We start from the raw sequence: 20,653 nt of genomic DNA on the forward strand, positions 1-20,653 counted from the left end.
GGTGTGCGGCACGTCCCCGACGTGTTCAGTCCAGGCCCGCCAGGCGCGTGCGGGCGGCGGCGGCCCAGTGCGCGGCCCCGGCCCGGTCGGCCACCTCCAGGGCGAGGCGGTGGTGCTCGGCGGCGCGTTCGCGGCGGCCGAGCGCACGGGCCAGCTCGCCCAGCTCCTGGGCCACCGGGCCCAGCGCCAGCAGTCCGCTGCCCGCGCCGGCCACCTCCCCTGCGGCGGGCAGCAGCTGGTGGTAGGCGCGCTCCATCGCCCCGTGGTCCGCGGCGGCCCTGGCGGAGCGGGCGGCCAGGCAGGTCAGGGCCTCCTGGAGCAGGTCGGGAGGCGCGTCGGGGGCGGGTTCGCCGGGATCGGCCAGCGCGCGGGCCCAGGGGGCGTAGGGGCCCCAGTCCTGGCGCGGGTCCACCCGGGCGGGTTCGCCCGCCTGCAGGCGCAGGCACAGCAGCGCCAGGGGCAGGATGCCCTGTTCCAGGCCGGGCATCCCGGTCCCGGCCAGCCGTGTGCTCGCGGCCCGGTAGGCGGCCTCGGCCTCGGCCGTGCGCCCGGCCACGGTGAGGCGCACCGCCCGGTACCAGGCGGTGAACACGCCCACGAGCGGGATCTCGTAGCGGGCGCCCAGCCGGCCGGCGGCGGCCGCGTGGGCGTCGGCGGCGGGCAGGTCGGCCAGGGCGGCGCGAGCCTGGACCAGGACGAGGTGGCCCAGCACCTCGAAGGTCACCAGCTGGTGGCGTGCGGCCAGGTCGACCAGTTCGGCGCCCAGGTCCGCGCGCCGGGGTGCCAGCCCGGTGGTGTCGAAGGACTGCAGGAAGCGGGCGTTGAGCGCCAGGGCGAGCAGGGCCGGGTCCCCCAGCTCGCGGGCGGTCTCCTCCGCCCTGAGGGCGGCGCGGCGGCCGCGGCCCCCGGTGTCGGCGCGCAGCTCCAGGGCCAGGGTGGACAGTAGGCGGGCCCGCTGCTCCCGGTCGCCGGGGGGCAGGGCGGCCAGGGTGCGTTCGGCGGCCTCGGCGACCCGGCGGGCCAGTTCCTCGTCGTCGGTGCGCGTCCACAGGGCGGGGACGTCGAAGGCGGTGATGACCCGCGCGGTCAGGGCGGTGTCCCCCAGTTCCTCGGCGGCGGTCACGGCCGAGGAGCGGTGGCGGCGGGCCTCCTCCAGCCGTCCGGTCACGGCCAGGGCGCGCACCATGCCCATGACGGCCTCCAGGCGGCCGCGCGGGTCCGGGTTCCCGGACCGGTCGTGGGCGGCCAGGGCCTGGCGCCAGAGGCGGGCGGCCTCGTGGGGGGCGAACCGTTCCTGGGCCCGGAGGGCGGCCAGGCGAGCGTGGTGCGCGGCCCGGTCGGCGGTGGCGCGGGTGGCGGCCTTGGCGAAGTGGTGGGCCAGCAGGGCGTCGCGGTCGGGGCGCAGGCCGTGGAGGGCCTCGGCGACGGCCGTGTGCCAGTGCGCGCGGCGCGGGCCGGACAGGTCCTCGTAGACGGTGTCGCGCACCAGGACGTGCGCGAAGCGCAGGGCGCCCCCGTGTTCGGTGAGCAGACCCGCGCGCAGGACCTCGTCCAGGGCGTCGAGCAGTTCCTCGGCGTCGGGGGCCAGGGCGCCCAGGAGGTCGGGGTCGACGTCGCGGCCGATGACGGCCGCCTGGGTGAGCAGGCGCCGGGCCGGGGGTGTCAGCGCGGTGGTGCGGTGCCGGATGACGTCGCGGACCCCGTCGGGGACCGTGTCCAGGGCGGCGGCGCCCCCGGCGGCCAGGAGGCGGGCCAGTTCGCGGGAGAAGAAGGGGTTGCCGCCGCTGCGGCGGTGCAGGGCCTCCAGCACGGGGGCCCCGACCTCCCCGTGGACCAGGGAGCGGACCAGGCGGGCCGTCGCCTCGGCGGGCAGGCCGCCCAGGTAGAGGCGGACCGGTTCGCGCGGGGCCAGGCGGGCCAGGGCGGCGGACAGGGGCGGGGAGACCTCACCGGACCGGTGGGTGGCCACCACGAGTACCGGTCCGGGCAGGGGTTCGGCGGTCAGGGCGGTGAGCAGTTCCAGGGTCTCCTCCCCCGCCCGGTGCAGGTCCTCGAAGACCAGCAGGACCGGGCCGCGTTCGGCCGCCGCTGCCAGCAGGCGCACGGCCGAGCGCAGGGCCCGGAAGCGGGCCCGTGCGGGGTCCGGGGGCGCGTCCGCGGGGGCGTGCGGGGGGTCCTCGGGCGCCGTGCCGGTGAGCGCGGTGGCGATCTGCGTCCAGGGCCAGTCCCCGGGAGCCCCCTCGTGTTCGGGGCCGCGGCCCCAGGCGGCGGCCCACCCCTGCCGGCCCAGCCGCCGGGTGAGCTCCTCGGCCAGGGCCGTCTTGCCGGCGCCGGGGTCGCCCGAGACCAGTGCCACCCGGGCCGCCGCGTGCGGGGCGGCGGAGGCGGCGGCCTCCTCCAGCAGGGCCAGCTCCCGGTCGCGGCCCACGAGCACGGGTGGTGCGTCGGGGGAGGCCGTGCGGGCCGGGGCGGGCGGGGTGCGGGGAGCAAGGCGGGGCGCCTGGGCCAGGATGTCGGCCTCCAGGTCGCGCAGCGCCGGGCCGGGGTCGACCCCCAGTTCCCGTACCAGGGTCTGGCGGGCGCGGCGCAGGGCCAGCAGTGCGTCGCCCTGGCGGTCCGAGCGGTACAGGGCCAGGGCCAGGTGGTGCCAGGCCTCCTCGCGCAGGGGGTGCTCGCGCACGTGGGCCTCCAGGGCGGGGACGGCCTCCCCGGCCCGGCCCAGGCGCAGCAGGGCCTCGGCGTCGCGTTCCACGGCCAGCAGGCGCAGCGCGTCCAGGCGGTCGGCCTCCGCGCGCGCCCAGGGGTAGCCGGTGAACTCGGCGTAGGCGGGTCCGCGCCACAGCTGCCGTGCCTCGCGCAGGGTCGCCAGCGCGTCGGCGGGGCGGTGCTCGGCCAGGAGCGCGCCGCCGCGGGCCAGGGCGGTCTCGAAGCGGTGGGCGTCGACGTCCTCCGGTGCGGTGTGCAGCGCGTACCCGGGTGGCACGGTCACCAGCAGCCGAGCGGGCCGGCGGGCGGGCCGGTCGGGTTCCAGGGCGCGGCGCAGGGCGGAGACGAAGGTGCGCACCGAGGCCACGGCCCCTTCGGGGGGCTCGGGCCACAGGTCCTCGACGAGGCGGTCCACGGGGACGACCTGCCCCCGGGCCGCCACCAGGCGGGCCAGTACCGCGCGGTGCCGGGGTCCGGGCAGGCGCAGGGGTCCGTGCGCGTCGAGGGCCTCCAGCGGTCCCAGCACCCGCAGGCGCACCGCCGCGCCCCCTCCGACCTGCCCCGTCATGCCAGCCAATGTAGCGGCCCGCGCGTGCTCATCGGTCGCTCATCGAACGCTCATCGGCGCCCGCCAGGCTCGGAAGCGAGCCCCCACCGAGTGAACGACCAAGGAGACCGCCATGGAACCCCGGATCCCCGGCTTCGACTACCAGCGCGTGCCCGTCGCCGAAGGGGTGTCGCTGAACGCCGCCGTCGGCGGCTCGGGCAGCCCGCTCGTGCTGCTGCACGGCTTTCCGCAGACCCACCTGATGTGGCGGCACGTGGCGGCCGACCTGGCCGCCGACCACACCGTCATCTGTCCTGACCTGCGCGGTTACGGGGACAGCGACAAGCCGGCCGACACCGACGGGCGGGCCTACTCCAAGCGCACCATGGCCGAGGACGTCGTCGCGCTCGCCGACGCCCTGGGCTTCGGGCGCTTCGCGCTGGCCGGGCACGACCGGGGGGCGCTGGTGGCCGTGCGCGCCGGACTGGACCACCCCGGGGCGGTCACCCACCTGGCCTCGCTCGACGTGCTGCCGACCCTGGACATGTGGGAGGTGCTGCGGGGGACCTCGGCGGCGGTGGGCTTCCACCTGTACCTGATGGCGCAGCCGCCCGGTCTGCCCGAGCAGCTGATCGGTGCCAGCGCGGACGTGTTCTTCGGCCATTTCCTGGACGTGTGGACGCGCGACCCCGGGGCGATCCCGGCGCCGGTGCGCGCCGCCTATCTCAGGGCCTCCCGCGAGGCGGTGACCTCCATCGTGGCCGACTACCGGGCCTCGGCCGGGATCGACGTCGAGCACGACGCCGCCGACCGCGCGGCGGGCAACCGGCTGCGGATGCCGGTGTCGGTGCTGCAGCAGGACTGGGGTGCGGCCCTGGGCTACGACGCGGCCGCGGTGTGGCGGGCCTGGGCGCCGGACCTGGAGCACAGCACGGTCACGTGCGGGCACTTCATGGCCGAGGAGGCCCCGGCCGAGGTGGCCGGGGCGCTGCGCGACCTGCTGGCCCGGTAGGGCCCCGGCCGCGCTCCCACGGTGGTGCGGGCGTGCGGGGCGGCCTGGGCGGGCCCGGGCGGTGGACCGGGGCGGGGGTGAATTCTCCCCTCCCCTTCCGGCGGGCCGCGGTCCCGGTACCTGCGGTGCCGCCCGCCCGGCCGCCCCCCGGGGGCCGGGGCCCGGGGGGCGGAGCGGTTCGGGGCTGGTCGGGGTCTCAGTACTATGGTCGCCCGGCGAGCGCGGAAGGCCCGCTGTCCCCGTGCGCCTTCGTCATCCACGGGGTCGTGACGGCCCGTACCGCAAGGGAGTCCCATGGGGTCCGAGCCGCACCGCGTACTGCGTGGCCGCTACCAGCTGCTGGCCGAGATCGGCCGGGGCGGGATGGGCCGGGTCTGGCGGGCCCACGACACCGAGCTCAACCGCACCGTGGCGGTCAAGGAGATCCTGCTGGGCCCGGGCCTGGACGAGGCCGAACGCGAGCGGATGGCGGCCAGGGCCCGGCGTGAGGCGCAGGCCGCCGCGATGGGCGGCCACCCCAACATCGTGGCGGTGCACGACATCGTGCAGGACGACGGGCGCCCGTGGATCGTCATGGAGTTCCTCACCGGGCGGTCCCTGCAGACGCTGGTGGGCCAGGACGGCCCGCGCGGCCCCCGGGTCGCGGCCGCGTGGGGGCTGGACCTGCTCAGCGCGCTCACCACGGCGCACGGGCGGGGCGTCACGCACCGCGACGTCAAGCCGGAGAACGTCATGGTCACCGACTCCGGGCGGGTGGTGCTCACCGACTTCGGCATCGCGACCATCGCCGACACCAGCGCCGTCACCCAGACGGCCGGGGTGTTGGGTTCGCCCGCCTACCTGGCGCCCGAGCGGTTGGCGGCGCGTCCGGCGACCCCGGCCAGCGACCTGTGGTCGCTGGGCGCGACCCTGTACCACCTGGCCACCGGGACCTCCCCCTTCCGCCGCGAGGGCATTCCCGCGACGCTGCACGCCATCACCTCCGAGGAACCGCCCGACGTCCTGGGCCCGGGGTCGTTGGGCCAGGCGGTGCGCGGGTTGCTGATCAAGGACCCGGAACGGCGGATCGACGCCGACCGGTGCCGGGAGCTGCTGTCCGCCGAGGCCGGCGGCGCGACCGCCGCGGCGGCCTTCGCTCCTCCCGCCGCCGCGACCGGTTCCGTGCCCGCGGCGCCCGCCGCGGGGGCCGCCACCGTCCCGACCCGCCCGCCCGTACCCGCGGTCCAGGCCGCGGGGGCGACGGTGGCGTCCGCGCCGCGGCGGAGCGGACTGTCCTGGCCGCTGGTGGTCCTCACCCTGGGGCTGGCCTCCGTGGTGGCGGCGGCCGTGCTGCTGGTGGTGCTCAACCCGTGGGAGGGCGAACCCGGGGGCACCGACGCCGCCTCCGGCCGGGAGAGCGGGACCGGGGCGGGAGCGGAAACCGCGTCGGGGGACGGCGTCGGGTCCGGGGACGGGCAGAGCACGGCCCCCGGGACCAGTGAGGCGGCCGAGAGCGGCGCGCCGGTGGAGGGGGGCGCTCAGGAGGGCGGCCTGGCGCAGGAGGCGGACTGGAACGACGATCCCCGGGGGTTCGGCATCCGGGTCCCCCAGGGGTGGGTCCGCAGGGAGTCGGGGAACAGCGTCTTCTACGACGCCCCCGACGGAGTCAGCTACCTCCAGGTCGACCTGACCGAGCACCCCACCGACGACCAGTACCAGCACGTGCTGACCCTGGACCGGGAGACCCGGGACTCCTCCCGGCTGCCCGGCTACGAGCGGTTGCGCCTGGACGACCTCACCGGGGCCAACGACTTCTCCTCGGCCGCCGAGTGGGAGTTCACCTGGGAGGGGGACGGGGGACGGCGCCGGGTGGTGACCCGCACCGTCACCGTGCGGCCGGGAGCGCACTACGCGATCGCCTGGGCCTCCGCCGAGTCCGACTGGTACGCCCAGGGGGAGCTGCGCGCCGCCGTCCTGGACTCCTTCCGCCCCGCCTGACCGGGCCCCGGCGGGCGACCCCGGGAACCGGGGGAACACCTGCCCCTGACGGTTGCTCCGTCGAACCGTGTCGCGAGAACGCGGCGGACGCCCCGCAGGGGGCGGTGTGCGGTTTCGTGCGGGCTGCACCAGCCCGGGTCCGCCCGCGGCGGACAGCCGGTTCCGACCTCGGAGGCCCGCGCCCCGGGTGAGCTGGTCTGGAGGGCGAGCTGCGCCAACTGGAGCTGGCCCGCCGCCTGCGGTTGACCAAGAGCACGGTCAGCCGCCCTACCGGGGTCGGCCGGTGCGCCCGCCTCCGGGGGTGGTGGCCAGGTCGGTGAGTTGGCGCACCAGCGCCTCCTCGGCCCAGGCCCGCCACCGCCGCGGTGTCCAGCCGCGGTGCACGGTGTGGAGGGTGTACACCTCCGGGCTGAGCAGGGCGAGCGCGGTGTCGGCCGCCTCCTCCACGTCCAGGCCGGGGCGCAGCGCCCCCCGGTCGGCGAGGGCGGTGGCGAACACGCGCTGCACCGCGCGGCGCTGGTCGACGTTGGTACGCCACAGTGCGGCCAGGTCGGGATCGGAGCCGGCCGCGCCGCGCACCACCTCCACCAGGGCGGCCACCCGCTCCAGGACCACCGTGGTGCCCGCCACGTGCAGGCGGATCTGCTCGCGCGCGTCCCCGGCGGCCAGGGCCCGGCGCACCCAGGGACGGTCCAGGGTGGCCACGGGCTCGGCGTCCCCGGCCACGGCCTGGTCGAGCGCCTCCTTGAGCAGGGCGGGCTTGGTGCCGAAGGAGTTGTACACGGTCTGCGCCGCCACGCCCGCCTCCCGGGCGACGCTCTGGACGCTGGTGGCGGTGTAGCCGTGCTCGGTGAAGAGGCGGGCGGCCACGGCGGCGACCCGGGCGCGGGTGGCGCGGGAGCGGGCGGCGCGCCCGTCGACGGTGTCCATGCGGCCGATTCTACGACTTGACTGTAGTGGCACTACACATATCTTTATGGAGTACCACTACAGAAATCTGGGTCGGAAGGGCGAGGGCGCCCCGGAGGAGGACGGCATGCGGATACTCATCCTGGGCGGGTACGGGGCCGTTGGTGCCCCAACCACCGCCCTGCTGCGCCGGGCCGGGCACACCTGCTGGACGGCCGGACGCGACCGGACCAGGGCCGACCGGCCGGTGGACCTGGCCGAGCACGGCCTGGGCGGCTACCGCGCGGCCCTGGCCGGGGCGGACGCGGTGGTCAACGCCTCCGGCGCCGAGGACCCGGCCCTGGCCGGGGCGGCGGCCGAGCACGGCGCGGCCTTCGTCGACGCCACCGCCACCACCGCCTACGTGCGGAGCCTGGAGCGGCTGGCCCCGCGCGCACCGGTCCTGCTCAGCGTCGGTCTGGCCCCGGGGCTGACCAACCTGCTGGCCGCGGACCTGCACGCCGCCGCCCCCGGCGGCACGGAGATGGACCTGGCGGTGGCGCTGGGCGTCGGGGAACGGCACGGCGCCGCCGCCACGGCCTGGTCCTACGGTCTGCTGGGGCGCACGTTCGCCGATCCGGCCACGGGCGAGCCGGTGCGCAACCTCACCCGGCCCCGGACCTTCGACCTGCCGGGGCTGGGACGTCGGCGGCTGTACCGGGCCGACTTCTGCGACCAGCACGTGCTCACCCGCGACCTGGGCAGGCCGGTGCGCACCCGCTTCGGGGTGGACTCGCGCGCGCTCACCGCCGCCCTGGCCCTGCTCGGCCGTCTTCCGGGCGCCCGCGGCCTGCCCACCGGAATCCACCTGCCCGGCTCGGACGCCTGGGTGGTGCTCGCCCAGGCGGGTGGACACCGGCGCTGGGCGCGGGGGCGGGGCCAGTCCCTGGCCACCGCGGCCCTGACCGCCTGGGCGGTCTCGCTGGTGGGCGGACTGGATCCGGGGGTGCACCACCTGCACCGGGTGGCCGCGCTCGGCGACCTGCCCCCGGACCTGCCCCTGGACCTGGGCGCCTCCGGTCCCGCCCGCCGGGAGGACCCCGGCCGGGCTCAGGAACCCAGGTAGCGCACCACGGCCCCCGGTGCAGCGGCCGGTGCGGTGCTCCTCCGGGCGGGGGGTGGGGTTTTCCGCAGGGTGGCGCGCACCGGGGTGAGCCTTCGTGCTCACGGGCGCAGCAGGTGTTCCCCGGCGAGCCGGAGGACCTCCTCCGTGGTGTACCCGGTGTGGTCCGCGACGATGAAGTGGCGGCCGATGGAGAGCGCGAACGCCAGGGTGCTGCGCGCCTCGACCTCGTCGGGGTCGTCGACGAGCTCGCCGAACACCTTCCGCAGGAACTCCATGCGCGTGTTGTCGATGCGCCGCAGGCGCGCCGCGACGGCCGCGTCCTGGCGTGCCCAGGCCCGGACCGCCAGGTCGATGCGGTGCAGGTCCTCGGAGAAGGTCAGCTGGCCGACGCGCCGGAACTTCTCGGCGGCGTCGCCGCCCTCGGCCTCGGTCTGGGCGATGACCTGCCTGGTGGAGCGCCGCTCCCACTCGTCGAGCATCTCCGTGAGCAGGGCGGAGCGTCCGGCGAAGTACCCGTAGAACCCGCCCTTGGTCACACCGAGCCCGGCGGCGAGCGCCTCGACGCGGACCGCCTCGGGGCCTCCCCGGGCGAGGGCCTGCAGGCCCGCCTCGATCCAGCGGGCTCGTGTCGTGCGGGTCACAGCGGGAATCGTGCCACCTCCCCTGGTTCGTCCTGGCTTTATACGCTACCGTACACATCAAATATACGGAGGCGTACAGATGAGAGGCCCGGTCATGCCGAGACGCGCACAGGCCGACCACACCGAACAACCGTGGCGCGTCCACGAGTTCACGAGAGACTTCCGGGTCGAGGACGTGTGGTCCTTCCGCGCCCCCGGAGCCGGGCCGGACGACTTCCCCCGGATGCTCGCGGTGATCAGGGCCGCCGACGGCCCCCAGGAGCAGTCCTGGCCCGTGCGCTTCCTGTTCGCGGTGCGGTGGAAACTCGGCGCACTCCTGGGCTGGGACGGACCAGGGGCGGGCACCGGCGGGCGGGTCGCCTCCCTGCGCGAACGCCTGCCCGAGGACCTCCGTGACGCTTCCCCCGGGCCGGACGAGGAGGGCTCGCCCTTCACTCCCGTCTACGAGCTCCACACCGAGTCCGCCCGCGAGCTGGCCAACAGGACCGTGCACACCGTGATGCACCTCGGCTGGGTACCCGGGGCCAGTGGCGACCATGAGTTGCGGATGACCGTCCTCGTCAAGCCCAACGGATGGCTCGGACGGCTCTACATGGCGGGCATCGCGCCCTTCCGCCACCTCGTGGTCTACCCGGCCCTGACCCGGCAGTGGGAACAGGCCTGGCGCGACCGTGGGGTGATCGCCGGGCACGGAGGGGAGAGCGCACGATGAGGCCCACCGGGCGGCTGCTCCGCTGGGCCGGCGCGATCATGCTGGTGCTGGGGGCGGGACACCTGTCCCTGCTGGCGTTCCTCACGTGGGAGGACGTCACCGGCTGGGTGGAGGCGGGGGTGTGGGCGGCCGTCCCGATCGCGGACGGGGGCGGTGCCCGGACGCCGGAGGCCCTCCGGAACGAGTCCGCCTTCTGGGCCGGGCCGGGGAGCTTCTCCGTGCCCCTGGTTCTCCTGGGCTGCCTGACCTGGCACCTGGCCGAACGCGGGATCACCGTGCCCGCCGGTATCGGCTGGGGCCTGGTGGCGCCCGGATCCGCCGAAACCGCCTCGTCCCCTACCAGGTGGTTCTCGGGCCGCGCGAGGCCGCCGACGGGCGCCTGTCCCTGCGCCTGCGCGACGGGCGCCGCCTCGACCCCCTGCCCGCCGGGCAGGTCCTGGACCGCGTCGGCGCGCTGGTCGGCGCGCACGGCACCGAACTGTGGGACGAGGAGGTCCGCTGACCGGTCCAACCGTTTCGTCCCGGGTGGGGCCCGCGCACCGATAGCCTCGGTCCCGTTCCCTGTTGCAGGAGGTGCGCGGTGTCCCGGACCTGGACCGCGATCGACTTCGAGACCGCCAACCACGACCGCGGCAGCGCGTGCGCGGTCGGGCTCGTGCGGGTGCGCGACGGCGTGGTCGTGGACCGCTACAGCACGCTGATCCGGCCGCCGCGGCAGGTGGGTTTCTTCTCCCGCCACAACACGGCCGTGCACGGCATCACCGCGGCCGACGTGGCCGACGCCCCGAACTGGCCGCGGGTGCACGCGCGCATCGTGGAGTTCTGCGACGGGGATCCGCTGGTGGCGCACAACGCCGCCTTCGACATGGGGGTGCTGCGCCAGGCCTGCGGGCACACCGGGCTGTCCCACCCGGCGTGGGAGTACGCGTGCACGCTGGCGCTGTCGCGGCGCACCTGGGCCGAGCTGCCCGACCACAAGCTGCCGACCGTGTGCGCCCACATCGGCCACCGGATCACCCGCCACCACCGGGCCGACGCCGACGCCGAGGCGGCCGCGCACATCGTGGTCGCCGCCATGGACCGCTACGGCACCGCCTCGCTGACCGAGCTGGCCCGCGCCGCCCGGCTGGACCTGCGCCGGATGGGGGCCGCCGCGCCCCGGCCCGCCCCGGCCGCGGCGCCGCCGGCCCCCGCGGGCGGGGACCGGTTCGGCCGCTGGCAGCGCGACGCCCAGGCGCCGCTGCCCGAGCCCTCCCCCGACGCCGACCCCTCCGGGCCGCTGTACGGGCGCACCGTGTGCGTCTCGGGCGACCTGGTCTCCATGGACAAGCCCGAGGTGTGGCGGCGCGTGGCCGAGGCGGGCGGACACCCCGCCAAGAACGTCACCCGCAAGACCGACATGCTCGTGTTGGGCCGGCACGAGGGCCCCGGCCGTACCGCCAAGCACGTGCGTGCCGAGGCCTACCGTGAGCGCGGCCAACGCATCGACTTCGTCACCGAGGCCGAGCTCCTGGCCCTGCTGGGCATGGCCACCGGTTCCTGAACGCGCGGGAGCCGCCCGCGCGTGTGACGCGGGCGGCTCGCCGGGACGGTCAGGCCTCCTCGCGGGACTTGGGGAAGCGCAGGACGGCGCCGTTCTCGGAGCTGGTGTGGCCGTGGTCGAGGACCTCGGTGAACTCGGCGTCGGAGACCATCGCCGAGCGCAGCATCAGCGCGCTGGCCGGAGCCCGGAACGCCGCGTCCGGGTCGTCCAGCTCCGAGGCCTTGGCCGCGACCAGCACGGGCTCGTTGGGCGAGCCCCACAGGTCGGGTTCGCCGTCGCGCTCCGCGCCCAGCAGCAGGGTGCGCACCCGCGCCTCCGAGAGCATCGGCAGGATCTGCTCGGTGCCGCGCACCGCCTGTTCGTTGGCGAGCTTCTGGTGGAAGTCGGCGAGGGCGTCGTCGTGGCCGTCGATGACGAAGTCGCGCAGCGCCTCCGCCGCCGCCTCGTGCAGGCGCTCCTCGGCGTCGGGGCCGCCCCGGCCGCCGGGCACCAGCTTGATCGGGATCTTCAGCTGGCGCTCGCCGATGTTGTCGCGCAGGAAGGCGATGGCCTCCTCGTCGCCGCCGACGAAGATGACGCGGGCGTCCACCTCGGCGACCGCGTCGCGCACGTGCTGGGCGATCCTGCTGGCGTTCTCCCGCCAGGTCTCGCGCGGGAAGTGCTTGCCGTCGAAGCGGCCGTTGTACCCGCTCAGGACCCCGGGGCCGCCCCGGCCCATGGTGTCGATGTTGCGCAGGTCGGCGCCGGAGAACTCCTGCTCGGAGACCGGTCCGGCGGCGGGCCGGGCGGTGTAGGCGAACACCTTGGCGTTGACCCGGTCCAGCGCCACCAGCACGTGGGGCAGGTAGCGGCCCCGGTCCACGACCAGGGGCAGGGGATCGGGGACCGGCAACAGCCGGGCGTAGCTCTTTCGAGGCGCCTCGGAGAGGGTGAACGATCCCAGCAGTCGTCCCTCGGAGGCGAACAGGGAGTGTCCGTGGTTGCCGAAGGCCCGGGAGGAGCCCTCCCGCACCGCCTCCTCCAGCACGTCCAGGGTGGCCTTGTCGGCGCCCAGCGAGGACAGGTCCTCGCGCAGGTGGCGCCAGCGCAGCTCCAGTTCCTTGCCCGCGTCGGTCCGGTCACGGCTGGTGTCCAGGTGCACCGACGCGACCGGTGCGTCGCTCTCGTACAGAGGTCGCAGAAAACCCAGGTCCATGTATCCGCGGGGCGCGTTTCCCCGCCCCGCCCACCTCCTTCACGGGGTCGGTCTGCGGGCCATCCTCGGGCCCATGCTGCTCACTCCGGGTACGCCACGTCGACCCAGACACGCTCGTTGCCCAAGGATTTGCTGGCCTTGGGCCTCCCCTACCCCGTCCGGCGCCCGGCAGTGGTGGACCGACCGCAGCGGGTCGGCAGGTGTCGGGTGCGGTGGGGCCCGAGTTCCTAACGTCGGTGGTGAACGAGGAGGAGGACACCATGCTGGACCGGCTCAACCGGGCGCTGGAGAAGGTCGAGGAGGACACCGGGGCCCCGGTGGACGCGGCGGAGATGGCGCGGATCGCGCTCACCTCCGAGCACCACCTGCGCCGCCTGTTCTCCGCGCTGGCGGGCATGCCCCTGTCGGAGTACGTGCGGCGGCGCAGGCTCACCCTGGCGGGCGCCGAGGTGCTGCACGGCACCGACAGCCTGCTCGACGTCGCGGTCCGCTACGGCTACGGGTCCGCCGAGGCCTTCGCCCGGGCCTTTCGCGCCCTGCACGGCGTGGGGCCGGGCGAGGCCCGCAGGACCGGCGCGGTGCTCACCTCCCAGCCGAGGATGACGTTTCGTCTGACCGTCGAAGGGAGCACGCCCATGCGTTACCGCATCGTGGACAAGGAGGCCTTCACCCTCGTGGGGCCCAGGGCCAGGGTGCCGTTGGTGCCCGAGGGGGAGAACCCGGCCATCACCGCGTTCGTGCGGGGTCTGGGCCGAGGGGTCCACCGGAGGCTGGCGGAGTTGTCCGACCAGGAGCCGCGCGGTGTCCTGTCGGTCACCGACAACGTGGACTCCTCCCGGGCGGAGGGCAGCGAACTGGACTACTACCAGGCCGCGGCCACCTCCTCCCCCGCCCCGGAGGGGATGGAGACCCTGCGGGTGCCCGCGGGCACCTGGGTGGTCTTCCCCTTCGCCGGGTCCTCGGGGGACTTCCCCGAGTCGCTGCAGCGGATGTGGGCCGACGCGTTCGGGCAGTGGTTCCCCTCCCACCCCGCCTACCGGACCGCGGCGGGGCCGGAGATACTGCGGGTGGAGTACGGGGAGGACCACGCCTCCGCCGAGGGTGAGCTGTGGCTGCCCGTGGAGCGCGTCTGAGGACGGTGCGCGGTCCCGCGTGCGGCCCCTGCCGCACGCGGGACCGCGCACCGGCCGGTCTTCTAGACGCGGGTGCGGCAGCGGTCCAGGAAGCGGCGCAGCACCGCGTTGAAGCGCTCGGGGCGTTCCAGGTTGGGCAGGTGCCCGGCTCCCTCGATGATCTCCACGACCGAGTCGGGGACGAGCACGTGCATGGACTCGGTGAAGTCCGGCGGGGTGAACGTGTCGTACTGACCGCCCACGAGCAGGGTCGGCGCCGACACCCGGCGCAGCAGGGGGACGTAGTCCTGGCGGCGGGCGCGGCCCAGCAGCGCCGCGGCGGCGCCCTCGGGCGGGGCCGCGTACATCATGGCCCGCACGTGGTCGGCCACCTCGGGCAGCTCCCGCACGTTCTGGGCGGTCATCATGCCCACGAGCATCTCGTCGGTGTAGCCGCGCATGCCCTCCACGCGCAGCCGCCGGGCCAGGGCCGCGCGCGCGGCCCTGCCCTGTTCGGTCTCGGCGCGCGGGTTGGTGGCGGCCAGGGTGAGTGAGTCGACCCGGTCGGGGAAGAGGCGGTAGAGCTCCAGCGCGATCTGGCCGCCCATGGACAGCCCCACCACGCTCACCACGTTCAGCCGCAGGTGGTCCAGCAGGGCTGCCAGGTCGCGGGCGAAGGTGTCCAGGTTGGTGGTGCCGGGCACGACGGTGCTGCCCCCGTATCCGCGCAGGTCGGGCACGATCACCCGGTAGCCGCGTCCGGCCAGCGCCCGGACCTGCGGTTCCCACATGGTGCGGTCGAAGGGGTGGCCGTGGATGAAGAGAATCGGGTACCCCGCCCCGCGGTCGGTGTAGGTGACGCTGATTCCGCGCACGGAGGCGATGTCCGGGCCGTCACTGTTCGCGGTGTTCGTCGTCTGGTGTGCCACAAAAGACGATGCTATTCAGGCACGCAAGGGGCGCTTCCACCGGGAGGGGGACAGGTGCGGCGCGACCGGGGGCCGGGCCGCGGGCGTTCCCGCGGTGCCCCCGGTCGCGTGCCCGCCGGGACGGGGCGCGCGCCGCCGTCCGTCAGAGGCCCGTGGCCGGGGCCGAACGGACGCCCCCGCGCCCCAGGAACAGCGCCGCCACCAGGTAGGGCACGGCGAACAGCGCGAAGGCGCCGCCGTGCCCCACCAGCGCGAACACACCGGCGTAGAGCAGGTAGGCGGAGGTGGTGCACGCGTCGGTGCCCAGTCCCGCCAGGGAGGTGACCGTGGCCCGGCTGGGCCCGGTGATGCGGTCCTGGAGACGGGCGTCGGCGACCACTTCCGCCATCTGGCACACGCCGAAGCCGACGCCGAGCAGCACCCATCCGGGCGGTCCGCCCCACAGGGCGCCCAGGGCGATGGCGGGGGCGGCCAGACCCAGCAGCAGGGCCAGGGTCCGCACGGGCAGCCGGGAGGCGGGACCGGCCAGCAGGCCGCCGGCGGTGATGCACGCCCACACCACCAGCACCACCAGGGGCACGGTGGCGGTGGGGACCCCGGCGTCGGCGGCCAGCAGGGGCACGTACTCCTCCAGCATCTGCCAGAAGGAGGCCACCACGACCACCAGGAGGATCGCACCGCGCACCCCGCGGTGGGAGCGGGCCTCCCGCAGCCCTTCACGCAGGGCCTCCCGGTAACCGGAGGGCTCCTCCCCACCGGCGTCCGGGCCCGGGGCGCGCCGCTCGGGCAGGGCCAGCGCGGCCAGGGCGCACAGCACGCACGCGGCCACGCTGCCCGCGCCGACGGCCGGGTAGCCGCCGTGGGCCATGACGGGGACCGCCAGCAGGGTGGCGGCGCCGACCGCGGCCACGTCCAGTGCGCGGGCCCGGCCCATCACCCGGGCGTAGCGGTCGGCGGCGCCCCGGTGCGCCAGTTCGGTGTAGACCAGGGCCTCCAGGGCGCCGGAGGAGAGAGCGCCGCCCGCACCCCACAGGACGAAGCCCAGGGCGAAGGCGGGGTAGCCGGGCCAGAGCAGCCACAGCGAGAACCCCGCCGCGGCCAGTAGCGGGGAGGCGGCCAGCAGGTGGCGGCGGGGCACCACGTCGGCCCAGGCCCCGGCGGGGACGGAGACGGCGACGGAGGTCAGCGACCAGAGCACGAACAGCGAGCTGACCTGGGCCACGGACAGGCCGCTGGCCTCGAACAGCAGCGCGTACAGCGGGTAGAGGAGCACGAACTCCCCCAGCGCCGCGTAGGCGTACAGGGGCCAGGACAGGCGGGAGACGCGCGCGGCGGGCGCACGCGGGGACAGGGTGGTCATCAAGGTCCTTCGGTCGGGCGGGAAAGGGGTACCGGGGCGCGGACGTCCCGGTGGGCCCCTCGCTCGGGCCGAGGACCCGGGGAGGACTTAATGTCGCTGGAACATGTCTCCAGCCTAGACCCGCGGGCCCCGCGCGGGCCAGGGGTTCGCCGCCGACCGCGGGGCGGTGCGGGCCCGGCGCCGGTACCAGGCGGTGAACAGGGCGACGCCCAGGAGGAGTTCGGCCAGGTCGCCGCCGTAGTACATCAGCTGCGCGGCCTCGCGTGCCCCCGTGGTGTGCCCGTGCCCTGGCGGCCAGATTCCGGGATGGGCGTACAGGAGCTTGGCCAGGAAGGCGTGTGCGGCGGCGGCGAGGAACAGCGCGGTGAGGCGGGTGGCCGTTCCGGGGCGGCGGGGCGCGGGGTCGGGGCCCGCGACCGACCAGGCGAAGAGGTATCCGGCGGCGAGGTAGTGCAGCAGGACCAGGGCGTGCACTCCGGGACGGGTCTGGGCCGCCGCGTGCAGGGGGGTGAGGTGGACCAGGTAGAGGCCGCCGGTGTCGAGCAGCAGCGCCGTGAGGGGGTGTCCCAGGACGTGGAGCGCGCGGCTGCGCAGCAGGCGGGCCAGGGGGCGGCGGCGCCGGGGGCCGAGGGCGGCCAGGGCCAGGCTGACCGGCGCGGCCATGGCCAGGGCCAGGGGCGTGTACATGCCGATGAGCAGGTGTTGGGCCATGTGTGTGCGGGGGTCGTGGCCAAGCAGCGGGGGCAGTAGGAGGGAGGCGGCCACCAGCAGCGCCCCGAGCGTGAAGGAGGCCGTGCGCGCGCGGCTCCAGCCGCGCGGCGCGCGCCGCGCGGCCAGGGCGTAGGCGGCCACGGCCAGGGCGAGTAGGACCAGGACGGGGACCACCCCCCACCCCGCCCCCTGGTGCGCGGCGGAGGCCGCGGTCACCGTGTGCGGTCGGGGGCCCGGCGGGCCCGGACGAGCACGACCGTCCCGGCGGCCAGCAGCAGGAGTGCCGCGCCGTTCCACGCCAGGTCGTAGGGCAGCAGGTCGACGCCGTAGCGGATCTGGTGCAGGCGCAGGAGCTTGTGGTCGACGATGCCGTCGAAGAGCTGGAAGCCGCCCAGTCCCAGCAGCAGACCCGCCCAGGCGGCCCCTCGGTGCAGGGCCTGGTGGCGGCGCAGGTCGGCGAAGAGGAAGAAGCCCGCGACCAGCGCGAGGAGTTCACCGGCGTGCAGCAGCCCGTCGGAGAGCAGCCCCACCATCGGGGTGGAGCGGTCGTAGAAGTGGTGCCAGCCCAGGATCTGGTGGAAGACGATCTCGTCGACCGCGGCCATCAGGCCGACGCCGATCACGGCCGTGGCCGCCAGGGATCGGCCGAACCGTGCGCCGTGTTCGCGGTGCGCTCGCCTGGGTCCCGTCGCCATGGTCCCTCTCGGGGGGTCGGTGCGTGCTCGCGCGGCGGGCCCGCCGCGGACGAGCGCCACGATGCCACGGCCGGGCGTCCGGGAGGCGGCGCCGCGCCGGGCGGTCAGCCGCCGTGCAGTTCGCGGGCCCAGGCCTCCAGCCCCGCGGCGAAGCCCTCCCGCTGGCTCGGGGAAGCCGCTCGAAGGTCCGCAGCAGGGGTCGGGCCCTGCGGGCCATGAAGGTGCGCATCAGGTCGCGGTGCTCCCGGGACACGCGGACCAGGACGCGCCGCCGGTTGACGGGGTCCTTGCGGCGGGTCACCAGGCCCACCTGGACCAGGTCGCCGACCAGTTCGCTGACGGTGGAGGCGCCCACCTCCAGCCGGGCGGCGAGCTCTCCCATCCCCAGCTCCTGGTCGGCGAGGACGCTCAGCGCCGCGTGCAGACGCCCGGCCTGCTCCGGGCGGACCGGGCGCGCCAGCGACTCCAGGGAGGGGCGCGCGAAGGCCGGGGTGCGCCCACCGGGCGGGCCCAGGCGGTCGCCCACCCTGATCGCGGGCAGCCCGCGTAGGCGACCGATCTCCCCGGCCCGCAGCACGCGGTCCCGCTCCTGCTCGGCGCCCACCACCTCCAGGTGGGTGAGGCGGCCCCGGTGGGGTTCGGCGCCGGGGCGCTCGAAGACGACGCGGTCGCGCACGGCCAGGCTTCCCGAGCGCAACCGCAGGTAGGCGGTCTTCTCCCCCGAGGCCGAGCGCTCCACGGAGAACACCGTGCCCCGGGGCGCGTCGTCGGCGGCCCCGGGGCGCTGCCCGGAACCAGGTCGGCCAGCGCGGCGGCCAGTTCCCGGGTGCCCCGGCCGGTCAGGGCGGACCCGAACATCACCGGGTACACCCGCGCCCGGGCGGTCTGCGCCGCCAGCCGGGCGCGCAGGTCCTCCGGGCCGGGCGGGGCAGGTCCTCCACCAGGCGCGCGAGCAGCTCCTGGTCGTGCTCGGCGAGGACCTCGGCGGCCTGCCGTGCGGTGCCGGGGTCCTCCAGGGCCAGGGGCAGGGTGCGCGCGGCGGCCGTGCCCGCGCCCCGGACCCGGTTCAGGGCCACCGTGTGCGGGGACAGCAGGCGCCGGATGTCGCGCAGCACCTCCTCCGGACGGGCGCCGCGGCGGTCGGTCTTGTTGACGAACAGGACGGTGGGCAGGTCCGCCTCAGCCAGGATGCGCATCAGCACCCGGGTGTGGGCCTGCACGCCCTCGACCGCGGACAGCACCAGGACCGCCCCGTCGAGTACGGACAGGGCGCGCTCGACCTCGGCCACGAAGTCGGTGTGGCCGGGGGTGTCAACGAGGTTGATCTGGACGCGGCCCACGCGCAGCGTCGCCACGGCGGTGCGCACGGTGATGCCGCGGGCGCGTTCGATGCGCCCGCTGTCGGTTCGGGTGTCGCCGTAGTCGACGCCGCCGAGCCGGTCGATGGCGCCCGCGTCGAAGAGCAGGCGCTCGGTGAGGCTGGTCTTACCGGCGTCGACGTGGGCGAGGACGCCGATGTTGAGCGTGCGGGAAGGGTGAGACAAGAGTGGAGGTGTCCTCGGAGATTCGTGTCCGGATATGGGGCGCGAGATGTCCGTGGGACCGCCGCATGCCGTTGACCCTTCCTGTCGCGGTGCCTGACCCTTCCGATCCTGCCCGGGCGACCCGGCACGGACAACGGGTTTTCCGTTACCCGGCGTGTTGCCGACCTGACCTGCGCCGCAACGGAAGGTCACCTACTGGTCACCCGGAGGGGACCAACGTTCACCACGCGGTGGTTGGGACGTTCCGGCTTCCGTGGCCGGATAGAGCACGGTCCCCGCCCGGGCCGCCCCGTGCCCGGGCGCTCCCCGCAACCGTCAGGAGACCGCCCATGCCGGGTACCCCCGACGCCCCCGCTCCCCTGCCCCCCGCCACCCCCGCCACCACCCGCCGCCAGGTCCTGGCCGGCGGTGCGGCCGCCCTGGGCGCCGTCGCCCTGGGCACCGCGTGGAGCCCCGAGGCCCGCGCCGAGACCACCACCCGGGCCAGCCGCGTCGTCGAGCCCTTCACCCTCGGTGTCGCCTCCGGCGAGCCCTTCCACAGCAGCGTGGTGCTGTGGACCCGACTGGCCCCCGACCCGCTGGCCGAGGACGGGCTCGGTGGTATGCCCGACCGCGCGGTCGAGGTTGAGTGGCAGGTGTCCGAGGACGAGGACTTCGCCCGCCTGGCCGCCTCCGGAACCGTGGAGACCGGCCCGCGGGACGCCCACGCCGTGCACGTGGAGGCCAGGGGCCTGCGCCCGGGAGCCCAGTACTTCTACCGCTTCCGCGCGGACGGCGAGATAAGCCCGGTGGGGCGCACCAGGACCGCCACTCCCCCCGGCCAGCGCCTGGACCGGTTCGCCTTCGCGTTCGCCAGCTGCCAGAACTACACCCACGGCCACTACACCGCCCAGGCCCACCTGGCCCAGGAGGACCTGGACCTGGTCGCCTTCCTGGGCGACTACATCTACGAGGGCCCCGAACAGGGCACCGTCGGCCGCGGGCACCTGTCCCGGGTGGAGGTGCGCTCGCTGGCCGAGTACCGGATCCGGCACGCCCAGTACAAGAGCGACACCGACCTGCAGGCCGCGCACGCCGCGTTCCCGTGGGCGGTGGTCTTCGACGACCACGAGCTGGAGAACAACTGGGCCGACGACCAGTCCGACGGGGAGGTCATCTCCCCGGAGGACTTCCTGCGCCGCCGCGCCCAGGCGTTCAAGGCCTACTACGAGCACATGCCGCTGCGCCGCTCCCAGCTGCCCACCGGTCCGGACATGCGCCTCCACCGCAGGCTGACCTTCGGGAACCTGGTGGACATGCACCTGCTCGACACCCGCCAGTACCGCGACAAGCAGGACCAGGCGCAGCGGGAGAACCCCGACCGCACCCTGCTGGGCGCCGAGCAGAAGCAGTGGCTGTTCGAGGGGCTCTCCTCCTCCCGGGCCCGGTGGAACGTCCTGGCCCAGCAGGTGTTCTTCTCCCAGCGCGACTTCGCCGCCGGCGAGGCCAGGCGCTTCAGTGACGACTCCTGGGACAACTACGTCGTGGAGCGCGACGAGGTGCGCGACCGCCTGGCCCGGGTGCGCAACGGCGTGGTGATCACCGGGGACGTACACGCCAACTACGTGAACGACGTCAAGGCCGACTTCGACGACCCCGCGTCGGCGACGGTGGCCACCGAACTCGTGGGCACCTCCTTCAGCAGCGGCGGTGACGGGGCGGAGCAGAACCCGGGCGACGCGGTGCAGCTGAGCGAGAACCCGCATATCCGGTTCATCAACCGCAGGCGCGGCTACGTGCGCAACGTCGTCACGCCCACCGAGTGGACGGCCGACTACCGGGTCGTGGACTACGTGAGCGAGCCGGGCGCGCCCATCCGCGACCGGGCGCGGTTCGTGGTCGAGGACGGTGTGGCGGGCGTGCGCGCCGAGGGGTGAACACAGGTCGGCGGTACGCGGTCCGGGGCGGTCATGCCG

The 20,653-nt window shown here is 75.6% G+C and carries 18 protein-coding genes and 1 pseudogene; 9 read left to right on the forward strand and 10 right to left on the reverse strand.

Going from position 1 to position 20,653, the window contains the following annotated elements:
• Nucleotides 1-25 precede the first annotated feature (25 nt).
• On the reverse strand, nt 26-3,274 hold the full coding sequence (locus FYW95_RS18125) for an ATP-binding protein (RefSeq protein ID WP_159945393.1): 3,249 nt from the start codon (nt 3,272-3,274) through the stop codon (nt 26-28).
• Between the two features lie 112 nt (nt 3,275-3,386).
• On the opposite strand from FYW95_RS18125, the gene FYW95_RS18130 reads away from it, so the two are divergent.
• Nucleotides 3,387-4,265: an alpha/beta fold hydrolase gene (locus tag FYW95_RS18130; protein ID WP_159945394.1), complete on the forward strand. Its 879-nt coding sequence runs from the start codon at nt 3,387-3,389 to the stop codon at nt 4,263-4,265.
• Between the two features lie 294 nt (nt 4,266-4,559).
• Nucleotides 4,560-6,242: a serine/threonine-protein kinase gene (locus tag FYW95_RS18135; protein WP_159945395.1), complete on the forward strand. Its 1,683-nt coding sequence runs from the start codon at nt 4,560-4,562 to the stop codon at nt 6,240-6,242.
• Between the two features lie 267 nt (nt 6,243-6,509).
• Here the strand turns inward: FYW95_RS18135 and FYW95_RS18140 are convergent, their stop codons facing one another.
• Complete coding sequence (locus FYW95_RS18140; protein ID WP_159945396.1) at nt 6,510-7,172, reverse strand: TetR/AcrR family transcriptional regulator; 663 nt, start codon at nt 7,170-7,172, stop codon at nt 6,510-6,512.
• A 46-nt stretch (nt 7,173-7,218) separates the two neighbouring features.
• Between FYW95_RS18140 and FYW95_RS18145 the strand changes: the two genes are divergently transcribed.
• The gene (locus FYW95_RS18145) at nt 7,219-8,256 is read left to right on the forward strand and encodes a saccharopine dehydrogenase (protein WP_236568115.1); all 1,038 of its coding nucleotides are present in this window, start codon (nt 7,219-7,221) and stop codon (nt 8,254-8,256) included.
• Nucleotides 8,257-8,354: 98 nt separating this feature from the next.
• On the opposite strand, the gene FYW95_RS18150 is transcribed toward FYW95_RS18145, so the two are convergent.
• Nucleotides 8,355-8,897 carry a TetR/AcrR family transcriptional regulator gene (locus FYW95_RS18150; RefSeq protein ID WP_236568116.1) on the reverse strand — a complete coding sequence of 181 codons (543 nt, stop codon included), beginning with the start codon at nt 8,895-8,897 and terminating at the stop codon, nt 8,355-8,357.
• Between the two features lie 94 nt (nt 8,898-8,991).
• Between FYW95_RS18150 and FYW95_RS18155 the strand changes: the two genes are divergently transcribed.
• From FYW95_RS18155 to FYW95_RS18165, 4 genes and pseudogenes are all read left to right on the forward strand, one after another.
• A complete protein-coding gene (locus FYW95_RS18155) occupies nt 8,992-9,609 on the forward strand; it encodes a DUF2867 domain-containing protein (protein WP_159945397.1) in 618 nt (205 codons plus the stop codon).
• Between the two features lie 38 nt (nt 9,610-9,647).
• Nucleotides 9,648-9,887, forward strand: a pseudogene (locus tag FYW95_RS28950) (hypothetical protein); the annotation flags it as partial.
• A 65-nt stretch (nt 9,888-9,952) separates the two neighbouring features.
• Nucleotides 9,953-10,111 carry a hypothetical protein gene (locus FYW95_RS18160; RefSeq protein WP_201294914.1) on the forward strand — a complete coding sequence of 53 codons (159 nt, stop codon included), beginning with the start codon at nt 9,953-9,955 and terminating at the stop codon, nt 10,109-10,111.
• A gap of 78 nt (nt 10,112-10,189) precedes the next feature.
• Nucleotides 10,190-11,152: an exonuclease domain-containing protein gene (locus tag FYW95_RS18165; RefSeq protein ID WP_160050586.1), complete on the forward strand. Its 963-nt coding sequence runs from the start codon at nt 10,190-10,192 to the stop codon at nt 11,150-11,152.
• A gap of 49 nt (nt 11,153-11,201) precedes the next feature.
• On the opposite strand, the gene FYW95_RS18170 is transcribed toward FYW95_RS18165, so the two are convergent.
• Nucleotides 11,202-12,347 carry a baeRF2 domain-containing protein gene (locus FYW95_RS18170; RefSeq protein ID WP_159944415.1) on the reverse strand — a complete coding sequence of 382 codons (1,146 nt, stop codon included), beginning with the start codon at nt 12,345-12,347 and terminating at the stop codon, nt 11,202-11,204.
• A gap of 260 nt (nt 12,348-12,607) precedes the next feature.
• Here FYW95_RS18170 and FYW95_RS18175 point away from each other — a divergent pair, with 260 nt between their 5' ends.
• Complete coding sequence (locus tag FYW95_RS18175; RefSeq protein ID WP_159944499.1) at nt 12,608-13,480, forward strand: AraC family transcriptional regulator; 873 nt, start codon at nt 12,608-12,610, stop codon at nt 13,478-13,480.
• Nucleotides 13,481-13,542: 62 nt separating this feature from the next.
• Here FYW95_RS18175 and FYW95_RS18180 read toward each other — a convergent pair whose 3' ends face one another.
• The 6 genes from FYW95_RS18180 to FYW95_RS28330 all read right to left on the reverse strand — a co-directional run bounded on the left by FYW95_RS18180 (nt 13,543) and on the right by FYW95_RS28330 (nt 18,698).
• Nucleotides 13,543-14,388, reverse strand: a complete 846-nt coding sequence (locus FYW95_RS18180) for an alpha/beta fold hydrolase (RefSeq protein WP_255459475.1) — start codon at nt 14,386-14,388, stop codon at nt 13,543-13,545.
• Between the two features lie 142 nt (nt 14,389-14,530).
• Nucleotides 14,531-15,748: an MFS transporter gene (locus FYW95_RS18185; protein WP_159944416.1), complete on the reverse strand. Its 1,218-nt coding sequence runs from the start codon at nt 15,746-15,748 to the stop codon at nt 14,531-14,533.
• Between the two features lie 114 nt (nt 15,749-15,862).
• Nucleotides 15,863-16,675 (reverse strand): cytochrome c oxidase assembly protein, encoded by an 813-nt coding sequence (locus FYW95_RS18190; protein WP_159944417.1) that lies wholly within the window; start codon nt 16,673-16,675, stop codon nt 15,863-15,865.
• Complete coding sequence (locus tag FYW95_RS18195) at nt 16,672-17,064, reverse strand: DUF2243 domain-containing protein (protein WP_236567976.1); 393 nt, start codon at nt 17,062-17,064, stop codon at nt 16,672-16,674. Before FYW95_RS18195 ends, FYW95_RS18190 begins: the two co-directional genes overlap by 4 nt.
• Nucleotides 16,952-17,893: a MarR family transcriptional regulator gene (locus tag FYW95_RS28325; protein WP_236572230.1), complete on the reverse strand. Its 942-nt coding sequence runs from the start codon at nt 17,891-17,893 to the stop codon at nt 16,952-16,954. The genes FYW95_RS18195 and FYW95_RS28325 overlap by 113 nt, the downstream gene beginning before the upstream one ends.
• A gap of 118 nt (nt 17,894-18,011) precedes the next feature.
• Entirely contained in the window at nt 18,012-18,698 is a 687-nt protein-coding gene (locus FYW95_RS28330) for a GTP-binding protein (protein WP_236572233.1), read from the reverse strand.
• A gap of 329 nt (nt 18,699-19,027) precedes the next feature.
• On the opposite strand from FYW95_RS28330, the gene FYW95_RS18210 reads away from it, so the two are divergent.
• Entirely contained in the window at nt 19,028-20,614 is a 1,587-nt protein-coding gene (locus tag FYW95_RS18210; RefSeq protein WP_160050587.1) for an alkaline phosphatase D family protein, read from the forward strand.
• Nucleotides 20,615-20,653 lie beyond the last annotated feature (39 nt).

The sequence above is a fragment of the Nocardiopsis sp. FR4 genome (assembly GCF_009830945.1).
GTDB lineage: Bacteria > Actinomycetota > Actinomycetes > Streptosporangiales > Streptosporangiaceae > Nocardiopsis.

Coding starts and splice junctions, on each gene's coding strand:
- FYW95_RS18125 (WP_159945393.1), bottom strand. CDS start 3,274: ATGACGGGGCAGGTCGGAGGGGGCGCGGCGGTGCGCCTGCGGGTGCTG.
- FYW95_RS18130 (WP_159945394.1), top strand. CDS start 3,387: ATGGAACCCCGGATCCCCGGCTTCGACTACCAGCGCGTGCCCGTCGCC.
- FYW95_RS18135 (WP_159945395.1), top strand. CDS start 4,560: ATGGGGTCCGAGCCGCACCGCGTACTGCGTGGCCGCTACCAGCTGCTG.
- FYW95_RS18140 (WP_159945396.1), bottom strand. CDS start 7,172: ATGGACACCGTCGACGGGCGCGCCGCCCGCTCCCGCGCCACCCGCGCC.
- FYW95_RS18145 (WP_236568115.1), top strand. CDS start 7,219: ATGGAGTACCACTACAGAAATCTGGGTCGGAAGGGCGAGGGCGCCCCG.
- FYW95_RS18155 (WP_159945397.1), top strand. CDS start 8,992: ATGCCGAGACGCGCACAGGCCGACCACACCGAACAACCGTGGCGCGTC.
- FYW95_RS18170 (WP_159944415.1), bottom strand. CDS start 12,347: ATGGACCTGGGTTTTCTGCGACCTCTGTACGAGAGCGACGCACCGGTC.
- FYW95_RS18175 (WP_159944499.1), top strand. CDS start 12,608: ATGCTGGACCGGCTCAACCGGGCGCTGGAGAAGGTCGAGGAGGACACC.
- FYW95_RS18185 (WP_159944416.1), bottom strand. CDS start 15,748: ATGACCACCCTGTCCCCGCGTGCGCCCGCCGCGCGCGTCTCCCGCCTG.
- FYW95_RS18195 (WP_236567976.1), bottom strand. CDS start 17,064: ATGGCCGCGGTCGACGAGATCGTCTTCCACCAGATCCTGGGCTGGCAC.
- FYW95_RS18210 (WP_160050587.1), top strand. CDS start 19,028: ATGCCGGGTACCCCCGACGCCCCCGCTCCCCTGCCCCCCGCCACCCCC.